Raw genomic sequence first — 17,258 nt, forward strand, 5'->3', positions numbered from 1 at the left:
AGGGCAGGTCGGCGCGGGGCGACGGACCGGGCATGGCGATGACATTTGTAGAGCCAATGCCGCCAATTCTCAAGCCTTTGGCATCGACCCTCGCCACGGGAAACTGCAGCCACGACTTGGCAGGCGGGGAATTGCTGCCGGCTGGCAAACCCTCGTGGAGCTCAGCAATCTGGCCACGCGGGCAAGGCAATCGGGACTGCCACGAGGCTTCGCCCAGCCTTGTCGCCTTGGCCATTCATATTCAGAGATCACCATGACACACATTCAGCAGGTACACGACGTCGTTGCGCGAACGCTATGGGGGGAGGCCCGTGGCGAAGGTATCGCCGGGCAGATAGCGGTGGCGTGGGTCATCCGCAACCGTGTGCATGATGCCAACCGCCGATCCTGGTGGGGCGAGGGCTACATCGGCGTGTGCCATAAACCCTGGCAGTTCAGCTGCTGGAACCCTGATGATCCCAATTACCCCTGTGTCAGCGGCGCTCGGCCCATTGCGCAGGCGCAATGGGCCCAGGCACTGATGGTGGCCGAACAGGTCATCGCCGGCGGTACGGCGGACCCCACCGACGGGGCCACGCATTACCATGCGTTGCGCTTGCCCAGGCCACCGGCCTGGACAGCCGGAGCGACCTGTACGCTGGTGCTGGGCGGTCATGCGTTCTTCAAGGATGTGCCTTGATCGCGGGTGCCGTGGGGCAAACCCGAGGCAGCTTTACAACCTGTGCAACAGTGTTTCACCGGCCAGCGCTAGGGCGATTTGTCGCAGCTGCCGGTTTTTTTTGATATCGTTGTGTAACTAACTAATTAGTTAATACTGTGGCGGCATCCGGCAGTCCTTTGTGGAACACGGCCGGGAGGCCGTGCAGGTCGTGGAAGTATTCACCGAGATCGTCCCGACAAGCATGTCGCACAGGCTTGCCTACACTTTGCTCAACCTTCCAGAAACGTTCATGCGTCAACAGGATCATGCAACATGACTAAGCCTCAACCTTCACCAGCGGTGCGCCGCTGGCCCATCTGGGTCGCCGCCTTGGGCGTACTCGTGTTCGGACTGCTCTACCTTGCGGGCGGGGGCTACCTCGCCACCCTGGGCGGCAGCTGGTATTTCCTGCTGGCCGGCCTGGGCATGACCGTTGCCGCCATTGCTCTGTTCAAGTCGCGCCTGCTGGGTGCCTGGCTGTTTGCCACGGTGATGGTGCTCTCGGTGATCTGGGCACTGGTCGACGCCGGGCTTAATTTCTGGCCGCAGATTTCCCGCCTGTTCGCGCTGGCTGTGCTGAGTCTGGTCGTGGCATTGGCCTATCCCACCTTGCGTCGCGCCAACGGGCTTAGCGGCGGTCGCGCCGGCTATGCGCTTGGTGCGCTGCTGGCAGTGGCCGTCGTGGCGGGCGCCGCCGGCATGTTCGTGCCGCATGCCTCGGTCGCCCCGACCGGCGAAGGCCCAGGCCTGACCCAGGTCACGCCGGCCAACGCGCAGAAGGACTGGGCCCATTACGGCAACGATGAAGGCGGCAACCGCTTCGCCGCTCTCGACCAGATCAATCGCGACAACGTCGCCGATCTGGTTCCAGCCTGGACCTACCACACCGGTGACGTCGCCATCAGCAATGGCAACGGCGCTGAAGACCAGGCCACGCCGCTGCAGGTGGGTGACAAGGTGTTCATCTGCACTCCGCACAACAACATCATCGCGCTGAACGCCGACACCGGCAAAGAGCTGTGGAAAAACCAGATCAACGCTCAGGCTGCGGTCTGGCAGCGTTGCCGTGGCCTGGCCTACTTCGACGCCAGCAGTGCGGTGGTGGAGTCGAGCGAAGGCAATACGCCGGTCAAGGCCGTTGCGGTCGCGCCGGGTGCCAATTGCCAGCGTCGCTTGTTGACCAACACCATCGATGCTCGCCTGATTGCCGTGGATGCCGACACGGGCGAGTTCTGTGAAGGTTTTGGCAACAAGGGTCAGGTGGACCTGAAAGCGGGCCTGGGGAATGTCCCGGATTCCTACTATCAGTTGTCCTCCGCGCCGTTGATGGCCGGTACCACGGTAGTGGTCGGTGGTCGTGTCGCCGACAACGTCCAGGCGGACATGCCGGGCGGTGTGATCCGCGGTTTCGATGTGGTCACTGGCGAAATGCGCTGGGCGTTCGATCCGGGCAACCCCGAGGACAAGCAGGCGCCGACCGGCGACAACACCTATGTGCGCAGCACGCCCAACAGCTGGGCACCGATGTCGTACGATCCGAAGATGAACACCGTGTTCCTGCCCATGGGCAGTTCGTCGACCGATATCTACGGTGTCGAGCGCACGCCGCTGAATCACCGCTATGGTGCTTCGATCCTGGCGTTGAACGCGACCACCGGTGAAGAGAAGTGGGTCTACCAGACCGTGCGCAACGACCTCTGGGACTTCGACCTGCCCATGCAGCCAACCCTGATGGACTTCCCCAAGCCTGACGGCAGCAGTGTGCCGGCAGTGGTGATCGGCACCAAGGCGGGGCAGATCTATGTGCTGGACCGCGCGACCGGTCAACCGCTGACGGCCGTGCAGGACATTCCAGTCAAGGGCTCGGACATTCCTGGCGAACCCTATGCCAAGACCCAGCCGTTGTCGGTGGGCATGCCGCAGATCGGCGCGCAACACCTGACCGAGTCGGACATGTGGGGTGCGACTCCGTTCGACCAGATGCTGTGCCGGATCTCGTTCAAGAAAATGCGCTATGAGGGTCTGTACACCGCGCCGGGTACCGATGTGTCGCTCAGCTTCCCAGGGTCTCTGGGTGGGATGAACTGGGGCAGCCTGTCGACCGATCCGGTGCATGGCTTCATCTTCGTGAATGACATGCGTCTGGGCCTGTGGGTACAGATGGTGCCTCAGCAGAAGGATGCCAAGGCGTCTTCGGGTGGCGAAGCGCTCAACACCGGCATGGGCGCGGTACCGCTCAAGGGCACGCCGTATGCGGTGAACAAGAACCGCTTCCTATCCATCGCCGGCATTCCGTGCCAGGCGCCGCCGTTCGGTACCTTGACCGCAATCGACATGAAGACCCAGAAAGTTGCCTGGCAGGTGCCAGTGGGGACCGTGGAAGATACCGGGCCGATGGGGGTGAAAATGCACCTGCCGCTTCCAATCGGCATGCCGACACTGGGCGGCACGCTGTCGACCCAGGGCGGCCTGGTGTTCATTGCCGGTACCCAGGATTACTACCTGCGTGCGTTCAACTCGGCGACGGGTGAAGAGGCGTGGAAAGCCCGTCTGCCGGTTGGCAGCCAGGGCGGCCCGATGACCTTTGTTTCGCCCAAGACCGGCAAGCAATATGTGGTCATCACCGCCGGTGGTGCGCGCCAGTCGCCGGATCGCGGTGACTACGTGATCGCCTACGCCCTGCCCGACAAGAAGTAACCCCCACGCCGCGTGCATGGCACTCGCCGTGTACCCGGCAAACCGCGCCGAGGCCGGACGCGGCTTGCGCCGCTGCTACAGGGGATCGCAGCGTCAATGTTGCACGCGGTGTGCCAAACAAACCGCGTTGCACACAGAGGCGGCTTGCACCATCCCTGTAGCAGCGGCGCGAGCCGCGTCGGCGGCGCATGCGGTGTATCAGACAATCCGCGCCGAGGCCGGACGCGGCTTGCGCCGCTGCTACAGGGGATCGCAGCGTCAATGTTGCACGCGGTGCGCCAAACAAACCGCGTTGCACACAGACGCGGCTTGCACCATCCCTGTAGCAGCGGCGCGAGCCGCGTCGGCGGCGCATGCGGTGTATCAGACAATTCGCGTTGAGGCCGGACGCGGCTTGCGCCGCTGCTACAGGGGATCGCAGCGTCAATGTTGCACGCGGTGTACCAGGCAAACCGCGTCAACGGTTCACGCGGTGTGTCTACTTGCGCCGGGCGTCAAATCACCTGGGCAATGACCTGAACATTGCCCGCCATGCTGACCTCATCATCCACGCTCTTGCCCAACAGGCTTTGCCCCAAGGGCGAGCGCGGGGTGATGACCATGACCGGGCAGCCTTCGAAATCCAGCTTCAACCCCGCCGCATCGGGCCCCAGGAAAAACCACTGGCGCACACCGCTTTCCGAATCCAGCGCCACCAGTGCGCCCAGTTCGATCCCTGCCTGAAGATCACGCAACTGCAGTGCACGGAATTTCGCCAGCCCGTGGCGAATCTCTTCCATGCGCCGCGCTTGCCCGGTGGCCAGGTAGGACGCCTCCAACCCGAGCGTGTCGTACTTGTTCTCGGCCACGTTCTCTTCATGGGTGGCGGTTTCATAGGCCGTCTGCGCGGCACGCTGAGCCACGTCCAGATCAACGGTCAGGCGTTCGATGATGGCTTGCAACAGGGCAGGTTTGTTCATGGTTGGACTGACGGTGGGAACGAGCGGGCAATTGTCGCACGAACCGCCTTTAGTGCTTCTGTGCGCGGACGTTTATGCGGACAATAGCCGGCTTTGTGTAAACGTTTGCGTTGGAGTCAGCCATGAAGGCCACCTGGGACATTTTCTGCACGGTCGTGGACAACTACGGCGACATCGGCATCACCTGGCGCCTGGCCCGCCAACTGCAGGTCGAACACGGTATGCAGGTGCGCCTGTGGGTCGACGACTTGGTGCCATTCGCCCGTCTGTGGCCTGCCGCCAGCGCCGAACAGCCGCAGCAGTGGCACGACGGCGTGGAAGTCCGCCATTGGCGCGGCGAATGGCAGGCCACCGAGGTTGCCGATGTGGTGGTAGGTGCCTTCGCCTGCAAGCTGCCTCCTGAATACGTCGACGCCATGGCAGCGCGCAGCCGGTCCCCGTTGTGGTTGAACCTTGATTACCTCAGCGCCGAAACCTGGGTCGATGGCTGCCATGGCCTGCCGTCGCCGCAGCCGGGTGGGCTGCGCAAGTTCTTCTTCTTTCCCGGCTTCACCACCGGTACCGGCGGTTTGCTGCGCGAAGCCTGCCTGGTCGAGCACCGCAAGGCCTTCGAAGCCGATCCCGCAGCACGGCAGACGTTTCTGGCCGGGCTGGGCGTCGAGCCCCAGCCCGATGCCCGCCTGTTGTCGTTGTTCGCCTATGAGCACAGCGGGCTGGGGTCGTGGCTGGATGCCCTGGCCGATGACACGCGCAGCAACCACCTGCTGGTCCCCGAAGGCCGAGTGCTGGCCGACGTGCGCCAATGGTTGGGCGAGGCATCGCTGGACGTCGGCAGCCAGGTACAACGGGGCAGCCTGAAGGTGCAGGTGCTGCCGTTCGTCCGTCAGAGCGAGTACGACCGGCTGCTGTGGTGCTGCGATTTCAATGCCGTGCGCGGTGAGGACTCGTTCGTTCGCGCCCAGTGGGCGGCCGCACCGATGGTCTGGCATATCTACGTCCAGGAGGAATACGCGCACTGGGAAAAACTCGAGGCGTTTCTCGATCGCTACGGCCAGGGCCTCTCGCCCGCAGCCTACGCCGCGTTGCGCGGGCTGTGGCGGGCCTGGAACCAGAGCGTGGAGGGCGCCGACATCGGCCCGGCATGGCGCGAGGCCATTCGGCACTGGCCGGAACTGGTCGCGCACGCGCGGCAATGGTGCGCCACACAGGCCGCTCAGCCTGATCTTGCAACGACGCTGGTGCAGTTTTACCGAAATTGGCTATGATACGCGGCCTAGATTTTTGTAAATCACCATCCAAATTCGGATATTCGTAATGAAAACTGGTAAAGAACTGAAACCCGGTACCGTGATCCGTATCGACAACGACCCTTGGTTGGTTCAGAAAGCTGAATTCACCAAGTCGGGCCGTAACAGCGCGATCATGAAGACCAAGCTGAAGAACCTGCTGACCGGCTACAAGACCGAAACCGTCTACAGTGCCGACGACAAGCTGGACGACGTGATCCTGGACCGCAAGGAAGCGACCCTGTCGTTCATCAGCGGTGACAGCTACACGTTCATGGATACCACCGACTACACCATGTACGAATTGAACGCCGAAGACATCGAGGCCGTTCTGCCATTCGTCGAAGAAGGCATGACCGACGTCTGCGAAGCCGTGTTCTTCGAAGAGCGTCTGGTCAGTGTCGAGCTGCCGACTACCATCGTGCGTCAGGTCGACTACACCGAAGGTTCCGCTCGCGGCGACACTTCGGGCAAGGTGATGAAGCCTGCCAAACTGAAGAACGGTACCGAGCTGAGCGTTGCGGACTTCATCGAGATCGGCGACATGATCGAGATCGACACCCGTGAAGGCGGTTCGTACAAAGGTCGCGCCAAGTAAGCTTCCAGCCTGCTTGACTGCGATGCAAAAACCCGACCTGGAGTCGGGTTTTTTATGCCCAATCACCGCCTATTCCGTAGGAGCGGTCATCGGCCGCGAAAAATTCACCACGGTATACCTGTCACACCGCGGTGCTCTTTTCGCGGCCACTGGCCGCTCCTACAGGCCGGCGGGGCGGGGGGTCAGTGCGAATGCCGCGGCACCTCGGACCCCCTGCAGCCGACCAGGAAATCGAAATCACAGCCCTGGTCAGCCTGCATCACGTGGTCGATGTACAGTTGCCGATAGCCGCCCACCAGCAACGATTGCGCCGGTGCCTGCCAGTCGGCCAGGCGGGCCTGCAGCTCGCTGTCGGAGATGTCCAGGTGCAACCGCCCGCTGGCGCAGTCCAGCTCGATGAAATCACCCTCGCGAACCACTGCCAGTGGTCCCCCGGCGGCCGCTTCCGGCGCCACGTGCAGCACCACCGTGCCGTAGGCCGTGCCGCTCATGCGCGCATCCGAGATGCGCACCATATCGGTCACTCCCTGTGCCAGCAGCTTGGCCGGCAGGCCCATGTTGCCGACCTCGGCCATGCCTGGATAACCCTTGGGTCCACAGTTCTTCATGACCAGGATGGAGCTGGCGTCCACGTCCAGGTCCGGATCGTTGATGCGTGCCTTGTACATGTCGAAGTTTTCGAACACCACTGCGCGGCCGCGATGGGTCATCAGCGCCGGGGTCGCGGCCGAGGGCTTGAGCACTGCCCCCAGCGGCGCCAGGTTACCGCGTAACACGCAGATTCCGCCGTCGGCCACCAATGGGTTGTCGATAGCGCGGATCACCTCGTCCTCGCCATAGATCGGCGAATGCTGCACGTTCTGCCACAGTGACTGACCGTTGACCGTCAAGGCGTCTGGATGAGGAATCAGGCCGTTTTCACCCAGGCGTCGCAGCACGGCTGGCAGGCCGCCGGCATAGTAGAACTCTTCCATCAGGAAGCGCCCGGAGGGCTGCAGGTCCACCAGGGTCGGCGTGCCACGGCCGATCCGGGTCCAGTCGTCGAGCTCCAGCTCGACGCCGATACGCCCGGCAATCGCCTTGAGATGGATCACCGCATTGGTCGATCCGCCAATGGCCGCATTCACCCGGATGGCGTTTTCGAACGCCTCTTTAGTCAGGATCTTGGACAGGCGCAAGTCTTCGCGGACCATCGCCACCGCCCGCATGCCGGACATGTGCGCCAGCACGTAGCGGCGCGAATCCACCGCCGGAATGGCCGCATTGTGCGGCAGCGAGGTGCCCAGTGCCTCGGCCATGCAGGCCATGGTGGAGGCCGTGCCCATGGTGTTGCAGGTACCGGCCGAGCGCGACATGCCGGCTTCGGCGGAGAGAAATTCGTCCAGGCTGATCTGGCCGGCCTTGTACGACTCATGCATCTGCCAGACGATGGTGCCAGCACCGATGTCCTTGCCCTTGTGCTTGCCGTTGAGCATCGGCCCGCCCGTGACCACGATGGCCGGTACGTCGCAGCTCGCCGCGCCCATCAGCAGGGCAGGGGTGGTCTTGTCGCAGCCGGTGAGCAGCACCACGCCGTCGATCGGGTTGCCGCGAATGGCTTCCTCTACGTCCATGCTCGCCAGGTTGCGGGTCAGCATCGCCGTGGGCCGCAGGTTGGACTCGCCATTGGAGAACACCGGGAATTCCACCGGAAAACCACCGGCTTCGATCACGCCCCGCTTGACGTGTTCGGCGATGGTACGGAAGTGGGCGTTGCACGGCGTCAGCTCGGACCAGGTGTTGCAGATGCCGATGATCGGCTTGCCGTTGAACTGGTGGTCGGCAATGCCTTGGTTCTTCATCCAGCTGCGGTACATGAAGCCGTTCTTGTCTGCCGTACCGAACCATTGGGCCGAGCGCAGGGGCGTTTTGTTATCAGGCATGGTGGCTCTCTTATTGTAAGACTTGTTTTTGTGTATGCCCTAAAAATAGGCCATTGAAACGACGATTGGAAGAGCTTGTGGAGTAAATAGTAATACTATAAAGTCGATTTCAATGAGGGCTGCAGGTTTCAGCGAGACACCGGCGAGTGTCCGTACAGCCGTCGCACGTCAACGACCATAAGAACAAGAAAGTGGAGATCGATCCCATGAGCCAGGAATTGGGGCTTATACGCCGCATCACCTTCAAATTGATTCCGTTCCTGATTCTGCTGTACCTGATCGCCTACGTGGATCGCTCCGCAGTGGGCTTCGCCAAGCTGCACATGGGCGCAGACGTGGGCATCGGCGATGCGGCCTACGGCCTGGGTGCCGGCTTGTTCTTCATCGGCTACTTCCTCCTGGAGATTCCCAGCAACCTGATGCTCGAACGCTTCGGCGCCCGTCGCTGGTTCGCCCGCATCATGATCACCTGGGGCGCCATCACCATCGGCATGGCCTTCGTGCAGGGGCCGCACAGCTTCTATGTCATGCGCTTTCTGCTGGGCGCTGCCGAAGCGGGCTTCTTCCCCGGCGTGCTGTACTACATCACGCAGTGGTTTCCGGTCCGTCATCGCGGCAAGATCCTCGGCCTGTTCATCCTGTCCCAGCCCATCGCCATGATGATCACCGGGCCAGTGTCCGGTGCGCTGCTGGGCATGGACGGCGTACTGGGCCTGCATGGCTGGCAGTGGCTGTTCATCGTCATCGGTACCCCGGCCATCCTCCTCACCTGGCCGGTGCTGCGCTGGCTGCCCGACGGCCCGCAGCAGGTCAAATGGATGAACCAGGAGGAAAAGAACTGGCTGGCCAGCGAACTCGAGAAGGACCTGCAGGCCTATGGGCAGACCCGGCATGGCAACCCACTGCACGCGCTCAAGGATTTTCGCGTGTTGCTGCTGGCGCTGTTCTACCTGCCGGTCACCTTGAGCATCTATGGCCTGGGCCTGTGGTTACCGACCCTGATCAAACAGTTCGGCGGCAGTGACCTGACCACCGGTTTCGTGTCGTCGGTGCCTTATGTATTCGGCATCGTCGGTCTGTTGCTCATCCCGCGCAGCTCGGACCGCCTCAATGACCGCTACGGTCACCTGGCCGTGCTGTACGTGCTGGGCGCTGTCGGCCTGTTCCTCAGCGCCTGGCTGAGTGTGCCGGCGGCGCAGCTGGCGGCTTTGTGCCTGGTAGCGTTCAGCCTGTTCTCGTGCACGGCGGTGTTCTGGACCCTGCCGGGCCGCTTCTTCGCCGGCGCCAGTGCGGCGGCGGGCATTGCCCTGATCAACTCGGTGGGCAACCTGGGCGGCTACATCGGGCCGTTCGTGATCGGCGCACTCAAGGAGTACACCGGCAACCTGGCCAGCGGCCTGTATTTTCTCAGCGGCGTGATGGTGTTCGGGCTACTGCTGACCGCAGTGGTCTACCAGCTCCTGGAGCGCCGCCACGTGCTGCCGGCCGATGCGTTCGCCGCCAGCGCCCGTACCTGAATTCAGCAAGAGGAAGCGATCATGCATCTGGTGCAATTCGAATTGAAAGACGGGCAACGTCGGGTGGGGTTGGTCGATGGCGACCGCGTGCACGAAGTGCGCGGCGCCCACAGTGTCCGCGAGCTGGCCATGAACGCCATTGCCGCAGGCCACGGCTTGGCCCAGGCGGTGGACGGGTGTGGCCTGGGTGAACAGCATGACTACGCGCAGCTGCTCGAACAGGGTCGCGTTCTCGCGCCTCTGGATCACCCCGACCCGGCCCATATGCTGGTGACCGGCACCGGCCTGACCCACCTGGGCAGCGCCGCCACCCGCGACAAGATGCACCAGCAAAGCGGTGACGCCGCCGTTACCGACAGCATGAAAGTGTTCCAGTGGGGCGTGGAGGGCGGCAAGCCTGCTGCAGGCCGGCCTGGCGTGCAGCCGGAGTGGTTCTACAAAGGCGATGGCAGCATTGTCGTGCGGCCCGGCCAGGCATTCCCGGTCCCGCCGTTTGCCGAGGACGCCGGCGAAGAGCCCGAGCTGGGTGGGCTGTACGTGATCGGCCCGGACCGACGGCCGTATCGCGTGGGGTTCGCCCTGGGCAATGAGTTCTCCGACCACGTGATGGAGCGCAAGAACTACCTTTACCTCGCCCATTCCAAGCTGCGCAGCTGCAGCTACGGCCCCGAGCTGCGCGTGGGTGAGCTGCCCGAGCACCTTGCCGGTACCAGCCGTATCCGCCGGGCTGGCGAGGTGATCTGGGAGAAGGAATTCCTCAGTGGCGAAGCGAACATGTGCCACAGCTTCGACAACCTCGAGTACCACCATTTCAAGTACGCGCAGTTTCTCAATCCTGGCGACGTGCATGTGCATTTCTTCGGCACCGCCACGCTGTCGTTCGCCGACGGCGTCGTCACCCAGCTGGGTGACCAGTTCGAAATCAGCCTGCCCGCCTTCGGCGCCCCTTTGGTGAACAGCATCGGCCAGGCCGAGGCCGCTTTCGCACCGGGCAACGTGGGCATCCTGTAGCGCGTACTGGCGAGCAGGCCAGAGGCGCGCATCGCGGTTATCATGGTCGGATATCACCCCCGGAGATCCGACCATGAGCCTGCCTATCGCGCTGCAAACCTGCGACATGCTGCTGATCGACACCCTGCACGCCTTTGATTTTTCCTTCGACGAGGAGCACACCCTGCACATCCAGTGCATGGACGGCCGCGAACTCAAGCGCTGGCAGTTCACCCTGCAAGAACAGCAGGCCGCCCAGCCCGGCGCCGAACCGAACAGCTTCGTCATCAGCCAGGCCGGCGTGTCTCACCAACTGACGTGCCTCAGCGCGTTTTCGGCCCGCGACGAAGAAGATGAAACCCAGGCTTGAACGCGGCGGTCTCTAGAGTCCGATCCACGTTCGCTCCTGCTGCCGCTACAACACTCGGTGCCACGAAAAATCGGCCACTCACAACAGGCTCGGAGAGACCTTCATGAAGCGAGTTCTGCTATCTATGCTTGTCAACGGTTTGGTCCTGACCTCACTGCACGCCGGCGCAGCCGAAAAATACGACCTGCTGGTGGGCACCTATACCCAGGGCGCCAGCGAAGGCATCTACCGCTATGCCTTCGACAGCGCTACCGGCCAGATCGAGGCGCAGCCACGGCAGACATTCAAGAGTTCCAACCCGTCCTGGCTGACCTTGTCCCAGGACCAGCGGCGCCTGTTCGTGGTCAACGAAAACGGCCCCGGGCAGAAAGAGGTGGTCGGCAAGGTCAGCAGTTTCACAGTGGACGGCAACACCCACGAACTCAGCCAGGTCGGCCAGGTGGCCACCCGGGGCGATGAACCGACCCATTCCAGCCTGAGCCAGGACGGGCGCTACCTGTTCGTTTCCAACTATGCCGTGAACGCCAACCCAGGTGGCAGCCTGAGCGTGTTCAAGGTGGCCGAGAACGGCACGCTCAGCGATGTGGTGCAGCAACTCAAGCACGTTGCCAGCCAGGTGAATCCCGAGCGTCAGGCCGGGCCGCATGTGCATTCGGTGGTATCGCTGCCCTCTGGCAACTACGTCTATGCCAGCGACCTGGGCGCCGACCGGGTGTACGTGTACCGCTACCAGCCCGAGTCCGCCGAGCGTCCACTGGTGCCGGCGCAACCTGCCTCGGTCCAGCTGCCGGACGGCAGTGGCCCGCGTCATCTGCTGTTCAGTCGCGATGGCAAGCACGCCTACCTGACCCTGGAAATGAGCGGCCAACTGGCCATGTTCGACGTCAGGGACGGCAACCTGGTACGCCAGCAACTGCTCGAACTGGGCACGGCCGGCAAGCAAAGCGCCAGCGGCGCGTTGCACCTGTCGGCCGATGGCCGCTTTCTCTATGTGAGCAACCGCGGCACGGCGAATCAGATGCTGGTATTCAGCGTTGCAGCCGGCAATGGCCAGCTCGAGGAAATCCAGCGTCGTGACGTGGACGGCGATCATCCGCGTGAATTCACCCTCGACCCTACCGGCCACTTCCTGTTGATCGCCAACCAGAAAAGCAACCAGATCACCGTGCTCAGGCGCGATGCGAGCACCGGCAAGCTGGGTGAGACGGTGCAGCGCTTCGCGCAGGATGCCCCGTCGGACGTGAAATTCCTGACCCGATGATGGTCGGCCGTTGACCCCCGGCTGCGCGGCAGTATGCGCAACCGGGGGAACGCCGACTCAGCCTGTGACCTGCACGCTGCTCAAGCCGTTGCCCAGGCGCCGCACCTGAATCTGCACCGGAATGCGCTCGTGCATCTCCTGCACGTGGGAAATCACTGCCACCTTGCGGCCCTGCGCCTGCAGGCCGTCGAGGGCGTCCATGGCCAGCTGCAGCGACTCGGGGTCCAGGCTGCCGAAGCCCTCGTCGATGAACAGCGACTCGATGCGCAGTGTGCTCGAGGCCATCGACGCCAGGCCCAAAGCCAATGCCAGTGAAACCAGAAACGTTTCCCCGCCCGACAACGAATGCACCGAGCGCAGTTCGTCGCCCATTTCAGTGTCCAGCACCAGTAACCCGAGCATGCTGCCGCCGCGCTTGAGCCGGTAGCGCCGCACCAGTTGGCGCAGTTGCACGTTGGCGTGGTGCACCAGCAGGTCGAGGTTGTAGGCCTGGGCAATCTTGCGGAAGCGATCGCCCTCGGCCGAGCCGATCAGCGCCGCCAGTCGCGCGCAGCGCTGGTAGAGCGCATCGGCCTCGGCAATCTGCGTCTGCAGGGCCTGGTTGGCACCGTGCCGGCGCTGGTCTTCAGTCTGCCGGGCGCGCAGTTCGGCGCAGTGATGTTCCTGCCGTTCGGCGTCCAGCAGCAGGGCGGCGTGTTGTGCGTCCAGTGCTTCGGCGCTGGCGATCGCGTCGAGCTCTGCGCGATGGGCCTGCTGGCGCTGTTCGCGTTCGTGCAAGCGGATGCGCGCCTGTTCCAAGGCCTTTTCCGTGGTTTGCAGGCGGCTGCGCAGCGCATCGACCTGGGGTTCATCGATGGCGAGCAGTGCCCGCAACCCATCGTCGTCCAGGTGCGGACGCTGCTCGCGCCAGGCGTGCAGGGCTTGCTGCACGTCGGCCAGGGCTCGCTGCAGTTGGGCCTGCTGCTGAGTGTCGGCCTCCAGGGCGCTGGCGGTCTGCACTGTCTGGGTTCGTAGATCCTGTTGCTGGCGGTCGACTTGCCGTTCCTGCTCGCGCGCCGTCTCGACCTGATCGTGCAAGGCCGTCTGCCAGGCGGCAGCCTGGGCATGCTCGCCCAGCAATTCGCGCAGCCGTGCTTCGCAGGTCTGCAGGTGCGTGGACAGTGCCGCGACCCGCTGGCGTTGCTGCTCGCAGTCGGTTCGGTGCCGCGCATGCTCGCTGCGGGCCTGCTCGATGCGGCGCGCGCGGGTGTCGAACTCGGCCTGTTCCTCGTCCCGTTGCTCGATCTGTGCCAGACGCTCGCCGATGCTCTGCTCCAGCGCCATGAACGTCTGTGCCGGTTGCTCGCGCAGCGCCTGCAGACGAGCGGCGGGCAACTGGCTGGCCAACGCCTGCAGCTCTTCGTCGAGCCGTTGCCGGTCGGCGTCGACGTGGGCCTGATGCGCCTGCAGCGTCTGCCGCGCCTGCTGGCTGGTTTCCCCGGCTTGCGCCACGGCACGCTGCAAGGTGGTTGCCTGCTGTTGCAAGGCCAGCAGGCTGTTCTGCTGCCGTTCATCCTCATCGATCAGGCGAGTGTGGCTGGCCACGGTGTCGCGCAGCCAGTCATCCGCCTGCTCGGCGTCGGCAAGGGCAGGGTAGAGCGGATGCCGGGCCAATTCGGCGCCATCCGGCTGGTCGAGCAATTGTTGCTCCTGCGCCTTGAGCTGCTTGTGCTGCTCGATCAGCGCGCCGACTTCGGTACGCAGCTCGATCAGGCGTTCGGACAGCGGCTTCAGCGCAGCGCGCGCGCGTTGCTCTTCATCGTCATCGTGGGCCGATAGCGCCTGCAACAGCGCCTCGGGAGCGTGATAGGGGTGTTCGACACTGCCGCAGACCGGGCAGGGCTGTTCGGGCTGCAACCGTTCGCGCAACTGTTCGACGCTTTCGCTGCGCGCCAGGCGCTGGCGTTCGAGCAGTTGCAGGGTCAACGTCAGGGCTTGCTCGGCCTGTTCGTGGGCCGCGCGGACCTCAAGCCCCTGCGCGGTCAGTTGCTCGCGCCGGGCCAGCAAGGTGGCCTGCTGCTGGCGTCCTTGTTCAAGACGTTCCTGGACAGCGTTGCGCCGCTGCCACAGCCGTTCCAGTTCCTGTACACCGCGCAGCGCCAGGCGTTGCTGTTGCAGACGTTGGGTCAGTTGCTGCAAGCGCTCAGGCAGCACCTCGACGCCGCACGGGGCATGCTGAAAGACGCGGGCAAGGTCCGTTTGATGCGCTTCCAGGCTCGTCTGTGTGGCGTGTGCCTGCGCCTGCAAGTCTGGCAGCTCGGTCTGACCCTGGCGCAGGCGACTGCTCAGCGTCACCACGTGCTGCAGGCGTGGCAGGTAGGCGTTCCAGGTGGTGGCCAGCGGTGCCAGCTCGGCGCTGCGTTCGAGCGAGTCGGCGACCTGCTGCAGGCGTTTGCCAGTCTCGGCCTGTTGCTGCTCCATGCCCAGCAACGCCTGCGCCCCGGACGAAAGCTGCCGCTCGGCTTCGGCCAGCGCCGGGCTCAGGGGTTCTAGCTCGGCCTGCAATCGGCTCCGGTTCGACTGCTCGTCGAAGGCCTGCTGCAACCGGGGCTGCGCCTCGGCCTGTTGCGCCAACGCCTGTTGCAGCGTGCGCCCGGCCTGTTCGCGTTGCTCGTCCAGTTGCTGGCGCTGCAGCGCTTGCTGTTGCTGCCGCGAACCCGACAGCGCGATGCGTTCGGCCAAGGGCAGGAGTTGGGTGCGCACCTCCTGCTCGCGGCCGAACAGGTAGCGTTGCGGTGCCAGTTGTTCGAGCATGTGCAGTTGCAAACGCTGCTCGGCGCCTGCTTCCCACGCCTGGGACGCGTCTTCCACCTGCTGCCGGGCCGCCTGGCAGTCGTCGGTCAGGCGCTGGTCTTCGCGGTGCCACTGCTGCTGCCGTTCCACCTCCTTGAGGCGCGCTTGCTGCTGGCGCAGTTGCTCGCTGGCGCTCTGGAACTCCAGGTCCAGGGCCGTACGGGCCTCGACCGCCAGTGGCGCGATACCGGTGGCCTGGTCTTGCCAGTGCTTGAGCTGCTCGCGGGCGTCGCGGCTCTTTTCGAAGGCGCGCTTGCCCAGGCGGGTGTACAGCGCCGTGTCGGTAAGCTTTTCCAGCAGCTCGCTGCGCTCGTTGTCATCGGCCTTTAGAAAGGCACTGAACTCGCTCTGCGCCAACATCACCGCACGGGTGAACTGTTCGAAGTTGAGCCCCAGGCGAGCCTCGAGCAGTTGCTTGTATTCACCTTTCTGGCTGGCCAGTAGCTGGTCGTTGTCCAGGTCGCGCAGCGACTGCCGGCTGTTCTGCAACTTGCCGCCGGGTTTGTCCCGTGCGCGGTTGGCTTCCCAGCGCGCGCGATAGCGACGACCGTCGACGCCGAGGAAATCCACTTCCGCGTAGCCTGCCCCGGTACCACGACGCAGCAAGGTGCGCGGGTCGTAACTGCCGATCTCGCCATCGGCGTCCGGCACCTTGGCGCTCTGCGACGCGTTGCCCAGGCGCGGCACGGCGCCGAACAAGGCCAGGCACAGGGCATCGAGCAACGTGCTCTTGCCCGCGCCGGTGGGGCCAGTAATGGCGAACAGACCAGCACTGGCCAGTGGTTCGGCAGTGAAATCCAATTCGAACGGGCCGGCCAGCGAGGCCAGGTTCTTCAGGCGAATGGCCAGGATCTTCATGGGGTTTCGCCCTCCAACTGCACTTCCTGCAACAACCGAGCAAAGTCATCCAGGGTATGTTCGTCCACCTCGCTGCCATAACTGTCCAGCCAGGCGCGGCTGAACAGTTCGTGGGGGCTGAGCTGATCCAGTTCGATCAAGACGCCGACGTCTTTGTTGTCAGCGTTGGCGCGCCCGGCGTACTCGGCGGCGATCCGCACCAGACGCACGGCCTTGCCTTGCAGGGCGGTTTCGATGTGCTGGCGCAGGTCCGGTTGTGGCTCGTCGAGTACCACTCGCACTTCCAGCCAGGGGTAGCCCAGGAGGTCGGCCAACAGATCCACGTCCGGCAGTTGCTGTAACTGTTCGCGCACCTGCGGCAAGGGCGCCGGGCCGATGCGCAGCAGGTCGACGGCGCGTGGGATGAGGATCGGTTCCACGCTCACCAGTTGCTCGCCAGCGCATTCGATCTCGAGGATCTGATGCGGGTATTCGATTTCGGAAAATGACAGCGGGATGGGTGAACCGCTGTAGCGAATGCGCGATTCGCCGTTGACCTTCTGCGGCTTGTGCAGATGGCCCAAGGCAACGTAGCTGATGCTGGCATCGAACAGGCTGGCCGGCAGGGCCTCGGCGCTGCCGATCACCAGGCTGCGCTCGGACTCCATCGACACCGAACCGCCGGCCATGTGCGCATGGCTGATGGCAATCAGCGCCTGCCCCGACGAGCGTCGGGCATTGGCGGCGGCAATCAGCATTTCGTGCACACGGGCGATGCCCTGCAGGTAATCCTCGCCCAGGGCTGCGCCGGTCACCTCGGCAGGGCGCAGGAAGGGCAGGGCCAGGCACCAGGCTTGCACTTCGCCCTTGGCATCGGGCAGCGGCAGCAACAGCCGTTCGCTGTCGAGGCGGCCATCCTCGAGCCACATCACCCGGCCCAGCGCATGGGTGCGCAGGCGGCGCATCAACGGCCCAGGCAGTTCAATGCGCGAACCCGAGTCATGGTTGCCGGCGATCATCACGATGGTCAGCTGCGGCTGCTGCTCGTGGGCGCTGACGATAAAGTTGTACAAGCGCTCCTGGGCGCGCACGGGCGGGTTGACCGTGTCGAAGATATCGCCTGCCACCAGCAGCACGTCGGGTTGGCGCTCGGCGAGCTGGCGCAGCAACCAGCGCAGGAAGCTTGCGTGTTCGAAGTCGCGCTCCTGACCGTGCAGGCTTTGGCCGAGGTGCCAGTCGGAGGTGTGGAACAGGCGCATGAAGGCTCCAGGGGGCAGGGAAGGCCGCCA

The 17,258-nt window shown here is 64.1% G+C and carries 12 protein-coding genes; 8 read left to right on the forward strand and 4 right to left on the reverse strand.

Annotated elements, in window-relative coordinates; genetic code table 11:
• Positions 1-253: 253 nt before the first annotated feature.
• Both IFT44_RS13300 and IFT44_RS13305 read left to right on the forward strand, forming a co-directional pair.
• Entirely contained in the window at positions 254-679 is a 426-nt protein-coding gene (locus IFT44_RS13300; protein ID WP_192176027.1) for a cell wall hydrolase, read from the forward strand.
• 294 nt (positions 680-973) lie between these two features.
• Entirely contained in the window at positions 974-3,397 is a 2,424-nt protein-coding gene (locus IFT44_RS13305) for a glucose/quinate/shikimate family membrane-bound PQQ-dependent dehydrogenase (RefSeq protein ID WP_192176028.1), read from the forward strand.
• Between the two features lie 494 nt (positions 3,398-3,891).
• Here the strand turns inward: IFT44_RS13305 and IFT44_RS13310 are convergent, their stop codons facing one another.
• Positions 3,892-4,356, reverse strand: coding sequence for a GreA/GreB family elongation factor (locus IFT44_RS13310; protein ID WP_122476129.1), 465 nt, complete (start codon positions 4,354-4,356; stop codon positions 3,892-3,894).
• A gap of 122 nt (positions 4,357-4,478) precedes the next feature.
• Here IFT44_RS13310 and earP point away from each other — a divergent pair, with 122 nt between their 5' ends.
• Both earP and IFT44_RS13320 read left to right on the forward strand, forming a co-directional pair.
• Positions 4,479-5,621: an elongation factor P maturation arginine rhamnosyltransferase EarP gene (gene earP / locus IFT44_RS13315; RefSeq protein WP_192137979.1), complete on the forward strand. Its 1,143-nt coding sequence runs from the start codon at positions 4,479-4,481 to the stop codon at positions 5,619-5,621.
• Positions 5,622-5,670: 49 nt separating this feature from the next.
• Positions 5,671-6,240, forward strand: coding sequence for an elongation factor P (locus IFT44_RS13320; RefSeq protein ID WP_049858924.1), 570 nt, complete (start codon positions 5,671-5,673; stop codon positions 6,238-6,240).
• A gap of 182 nt (positions 6,241-6,422) precedes the next feature.
• Here the strand turns inward: IFT44_RS13320 and IFT44_RS13325 are convergent, their stop codons facing one another.
• On the reverse strand, positions 6,423-8,162 hold the full coding sequence (locus IFT44_RS13325) for an IlvD/Edd family dehydratase (protein ID WP_192137978.1): 1,740 nt from the start codon (positions 8,160-8,162) through the stop codon (positions 6,423-6,425).
• A gap of 206 nt (positions 8,163-8,368) precedes the next feature.
• On the opposite strand from IFT44_RS13325, the gene IFT44_RS13330 reads away from it, so the two are divergent.
• From IFT44_RS13330 to IFT44_RS13345, 4 genes are all read left to right on the forward strand, one after another.
• Positions 8,369-9,679: an MFS transporter gene (locus tag IFT44_RS13330; protein WP_192058081.1), complete on the forward strand. Its 1,311-nt coding sequence runs from the start codon at positions 8,369-8,371 to the stop codon at positions 9,677-9,679.
• Positions 9,680-9,700: 21 nt separating this feature from the next.
• Positions 9,701-10,690: an AraD1 family protein gene (araD1, locus tag IFT44_RS13335; RefSeq protein WP_192176029.1), complete on the forward strand. Its 990-nt coding sequence runs from the start codon at positions 9,701-9,703 to the stop codon at positions 10,688-10,690.
• Between the two features lie 73 nt (positions 10,691-10,763).
• Positions 10,764-11,039, forward strand: coding sequence for a DUF5629 family protein (locus tag IFT44_RS13340; protein WP_122476122.1), 276 nt, complete (start codon positions 10,764-10,766; stop codon positions 11,037-11,039).
• Between the two features lie 103 nt (positions 11,040-11,142).
• Positions 11,143-12,300 (forward strand): lactonase family protein, encoded by a 1,158-nt coding sequence (locus IFT44_RS13345; protein ID WP_192176030.1) that lies wholly within the window; start codon positions 11,143-11,145, stop codon positions 12,298-12,300.
• Positions 12,301-12,357: 57 nt separating this feature from the next.
• On the opposite strand, the gene IFT44_RS13350 is transcribed toward IFT44_RS13345, so the two are convergent.
• Complete coding sequence (locus IFT44_RS13350) at positions 12,358-15,990, reverse strand: AAA family ATPase (protein WP_192176031.1); 3,633 nt, start codon at positions 15,988-15,990, stop codon at positions 12,358-12,360.
• Positions 15,987-17,228 (reverse strand): exonuclease SbcCD subunit D C-terminal domain-containing protein, encoded by a 1,242-nt coding sequence (locus tag IFT44_RS13355; RefSeq protein ID WP_192176032.1) that lies wholly within the window; start codon positions 17,226-17,228, stop codon positions 15,987-15,989. Before IFT44_RS13355 ends, IFT44_RS13350 begins: the two co-directional genes overlap by 4 nt.
• Between the last annotated feature and the right edge of the window lie 30 nt (positions 17,229-17,258).

This window comes from Pseudomonas sp. CFBP 13710, assembly GCF_014842235.1.
GTDB lineage: Bacteria > Pseudomonadota > Gammaproteobacteria > Pseudomonadales > Pseudomonadaceae > Aquipseudomonas > Aquipseudomonas baltica.